The sequence below is a fragment of the Streptomyces zinciresistens K42 genome (genome assembly GCF_000225525.1).
In the GTDB taxonomy this organism is placed as follows: domain Bacteria; phylum Actinomycetota; class Actinomycetes; order Streptomycetales; family Streptomycetaceae; genus Streptomyces; species Streptomyces zinciresistens.
In genome coordinates, this window is the sequence record NZ_AGBF01000359.1 from 1 (window position 1) to 3590 (window position 3590).

Sequence of the window (3590 nt, forward strand, 5' to 3'; positions counted from 1 at the left end):
CCGTACGGGCCGGGCGCCCGGCGCACCCGCACCTCACGCACGGGACGAGTCCGCCGGGGGCGCGCGCCGCGCCCGGCTCAGACCGACCGGTGGTACTGCTCGGGAACCCGCACGCCGGCCCCCAGCTCGCGGGCCGCGGTCCGTGCCCACGACGGGCTGCGCAGCAGTTCACGGCCGAGCAGGACGGCGTCCGCCTCCCCGTTGGCGACGATCTTCTCGGCCTGTCCGGGGTCGGTGATCAGACCCACGGCGGCGACCGGCAGCGACGTCTCGGCCCTGACCCGCGCCGCGAAGGGCACCTGGTAGCCGGGGCCGACGGGGATGCGGACACCGGCCGCGTTGCCCCCGGTGGAGACGTCGAGGAGGTCGACGCCGTGCGCGTGCAGGTCGGCGGCGAAGCGGACCGTGTCGTCGGCGGTCCAGCCGCCCTCCTCCAGCCAGTCGGTCGCCGAGACGCGGAAGAACAGCGGCTTGCCCTCGGGCCACACCGCGCGCACGGCGTCCACGACCTGGAGCGCGAAGCGGGTGCGGTTCTCGTACGAGCCGCCGTACGCGTCGGTGCGGTGGTTGGAGTGCGGGGAGAGGAACTCGTTGATCAGATAGCCGTGGGCGCCGTGGATCTCGGCGACCTCGAAACCGGCGGCGAGCGCCCGGCGGGCGGCGTCCGCGAACTGCCCCACGACGTCCTGGATCCCGTCGGCGGTCAGCTCGCGCGGCACGGGGTGGCCCTCGGCGAACGGGATCGGGCTGGGCGCGACCGGCTGCCATCCGCCTGCCTCCGCCCCCACGGGCGCACCGCCCTTCCAGGGCCGTTCGGTGGACGCCTTGCGGCCCGCGTGGGCGAGCTGGATCGCCGGCACGGTGCCCTGCGCGACCAGGAAGCGGGTGATCCGGCGGAACGCCTCGACCTGGGTGTCGTTCCAGATGCCGAGGTCGTAGGGGGAGATACGGCCCTCGGGGCCGACCGCGGTGGCCTCGACGACGATCAGGCCCGTGCCGCCGGCCGCGCGGGCGGCGTAGTGCGCGAAGTGCCAGTCGCCCGGCGCGCCCGTCGCGGGACCCTCGGGAGCGGCCGAGTACTGGCACATCGGGGGCATCCACACCCGGTTGGGGATCGTCACATCGCGCAGGGTGCAGGGCTCGAAGAGCGCACTCACGGCGGACTCCATTCGTCGCGGGACCGTCACGGGAGGCGGCCGGGCCGGGACCCGCCGCCGCTTCGTACGATAGTCGTCGTAGTACGGTGAATGTCAAACTACGAGAGGTCTCGTACGATGGACGGGACCCGGCGGGGGAGTCCGGGTGAGGCCGCCCGACGAAGTGGAGCCACCGTGACCAGCGCCGCCGTGAACAGCAGGGACCTCCCGCATCCGGCCCGCGCGGAGATCCGCCTGGAGGGTGTGCTGCACGCGCTGTCCGACCCGCTGCGGCTGCGGATCGTGCGCGAGCTCGCCGCCGTCGGCGACGAGCTGTCCTGCTCGCACTTCGACCTGCCGGTCACCAAGTCCACCACCACGCACCACTTCCGGGTGCTGCGCGAGAGCGGCGTGATCCAGCAGAACTACCGGGGCACGGCCAAGCTGAACGGTCTGCGCAAGGACGATCTGGACGGCCTCTTCCCGGGGCTCCTCGACGCCCTGCTGGGCGCCGCCGCCCGCGAGGCCGACCGCCTCGGCGGAGCCTGAACTCCCCTTCTCCGCAAGGTTGGTGACGGGACCCCGTGTTGGTGACGGGACCCCGGATGCTGCGGTCGCGTCCGGCACTCGTCAAGAAGCCCCGCCCCGCGCCGCGTTCAGTAGCGAGGGCCAGTCGGGCAGTTTGACCACGCTCCGTCCCAGGGAGGCGCCGAGCGCGGCCTCGGCCCGCTCGATCGCGCGCCAGCCCGCCCACGGGACCGGCTCGGCACCCGCGGCGCGCAGCGCGGTCAGCGGATCCTCCGGCAGTCGCCGGGCCCGCAGCACGGCGGCATCCGCCAGCAGGGCCGCCACCGTCTCCTTCGCGCACGGGCGGTTCGTGCCGATGACACCGGTGGGCCCGCGCTTGATCCAGCCGGCCACGTACTCTCCCGGCGCGGCGCCGCCCCCGCGCAGTACGCGTCCCGCGAGATGCGGCACCGTGCCGGTCGCCGGGTCGAACGGCACGCCGTCCAGCGGCACCCCGCGATACCCCACCGACCGCAGTACCAACTGCGCCTCGATCTCCTCGAACACCCCCGTGCCCGTCACCCCGCCCCGGCCGTCGGGCGCCGTCCGCTCGAAGCGCACCGCACCCACCCGGCCCGCCTCGGCGAGCAGTTCGACGGGGCGCAGGAAGAAGCGCAGCCGGATCCGGCGGCCGGCGGAGCGCTCCGCGGCGCCGGTCCAGCCGCGCAGCACCTCCACGTTGCGCCGCCGGGCCGCCGGCAGCTCCGAGGGATCGAGGTACGCCGGGTCCAGCGCCAGCTCCCCGGCGTCGCACCGCACCTCGGTGTCCGGCAGTCCGCCCAGCTCGCGCAGCTCCTTGGTGGTGAAGCGGGCCTGCGAGGGGCCGCGCCGCCCCACCACGCTGATCTCGCCGACCCGGCTGGCGGCGAGCGCGGTGAACGCGCCCTGGGGCATGTCCGTGGGGCCCAGTTCGGCCGGGCCGCGGGCCAGCATCCGGGCGACGTCCACCGCGACGTTGCCGACGCCGACGACCACCGCGGCGCGGGCCCCGCGCACGAAGTCCCGCGCCGCGCAGTCCGGATGGGCGCTGTACCAGGAGACGAACTCGGTGGCCGGCCAACTGCCCGGCAGATCCTCGCCGGGAACCCCGAGACGCCGGTCGCCCGCGGCCCCCACGCAGTACACGACGGCGTGGTAGACCCGGCGCAGCGCGGCGGCGGGCACCCCGTCGGCGCCGACGCGCACACCGCCGAGGAAGCGCACCCGCTCGTGCTCCAGGACCGTCCGCAGGGTGCCCTGGAGGGACTTGATCCGCTCGTGGTCCGGCGCCACGCCGTAGCGCACCAGGCCGTAGGGGCACGGCAGTCGGTCCAGGACGTCGACGGCCGCGTCCGGTTCCTGCTGTACGAGGCTCTGGGCGGTGTAGCACCCGCTCGGTCCGGAGCCGACGACGGCGACACGCAGCACGGCACAACTCCTCGTCCGGAAGTCTTCGGGAGTCGCTCTCACGTCCAGCATCGCACCGCGGCCGCTCCGCTGACAGGGTGCTGTGCCGGGTGCGGGAAGCGTGTTCGTTCGTTATGGAATGTGATCATGAGGTTACGTTGCGTGTGTGCTGGAAGCATCCTTTCTGAATCTTTCCGATCGCCCTTCGACGGACGGCACCGTGTCCGTGTGGCCCGCGTGGGAAGTGCGGGACGGTGCCGGAGCCACCTCGTGGCTCGGTGTCCGGCTGGAGTTCGGCGACGGCGCCCGGGTCGAGGCGCTCGCCGTGGTGGGGGAGGGCGGCGTCTTCATCGAGGACGTGAAGGCCGTCCCCGCGCTCTCGCTGGACGATCTGGCCGCGCTCGCCGACTGGATCGAGGACCCGCTGTGCCGGGCGTGCGGGATCCCCGCCCGCGCGGACGCCGGGGGCGCCGCCGCGAGCCGGGCCCGGCCCGCCTGGCC

At 74.5% G+C, this 3590-nt stretch carries 4 protein-coding genes; 2 read left to right on the forward strand and 2 right to left on the reverse strand.

All coding sequences use genetic code 11. The features are described from left to right. Positions 1 to 77 precede the first annotated feature (77 nt). Entirely contained in the window at positions 78 to 1157 is a 1080-nt protein-coding gene (locus tag SZN_RS36225; protein ID WP_043735091.1) for an NADH:flavin oxidoreductase/NADH oxidase, read from the reverse strand. A gap of 174 nt (positions 1158 to 1331) precedes the next feature. Here SZN_RS36225 and SZN_RS36230 point away from each other — a divergent pair, with 174 nt between their 5' ends. Next, positions 1332 to 1685, forward strand: coding sequence for an ArsR/SmtB family transcription factor (locus SZN_RS36230; protein ID WP_007505474.1), 354 nt, complete (start codon positions 1332 to 1334; stop codon positions 1683 to 1685). An 81-nt stretch (positions 1686 to 1766) separates the two neighbouring features. Here SZN_RS36230 and SZN_RS36235 read toward each other — a convergent pair whose 3' ends face one another. Beyond that, positions 1767 to 3110, reverse strand: a complete 1344-nt coding sequence (locus tag SZN_RS36235; RefSeq protein WP_007505482.1) for an FAD-dependent oxidoreductase — start codon at positions 3108 to 3110, stop codon at positions 1767 to 1769. Positions 3111 to 3309: 199 nt separating this feature from the next. Between SZN_RS36235 and SZN_RS36240 the strand changes: the two genes are divergently transcribed. Continuing rightward, positions 3310 to 3590 (forward strand): DUF6214 family protein (locus SZN_RS36240; RefSeq protein ID WP_007505485.1); only part of this gene is annotated, 281 nt, incomplete at its 3' end.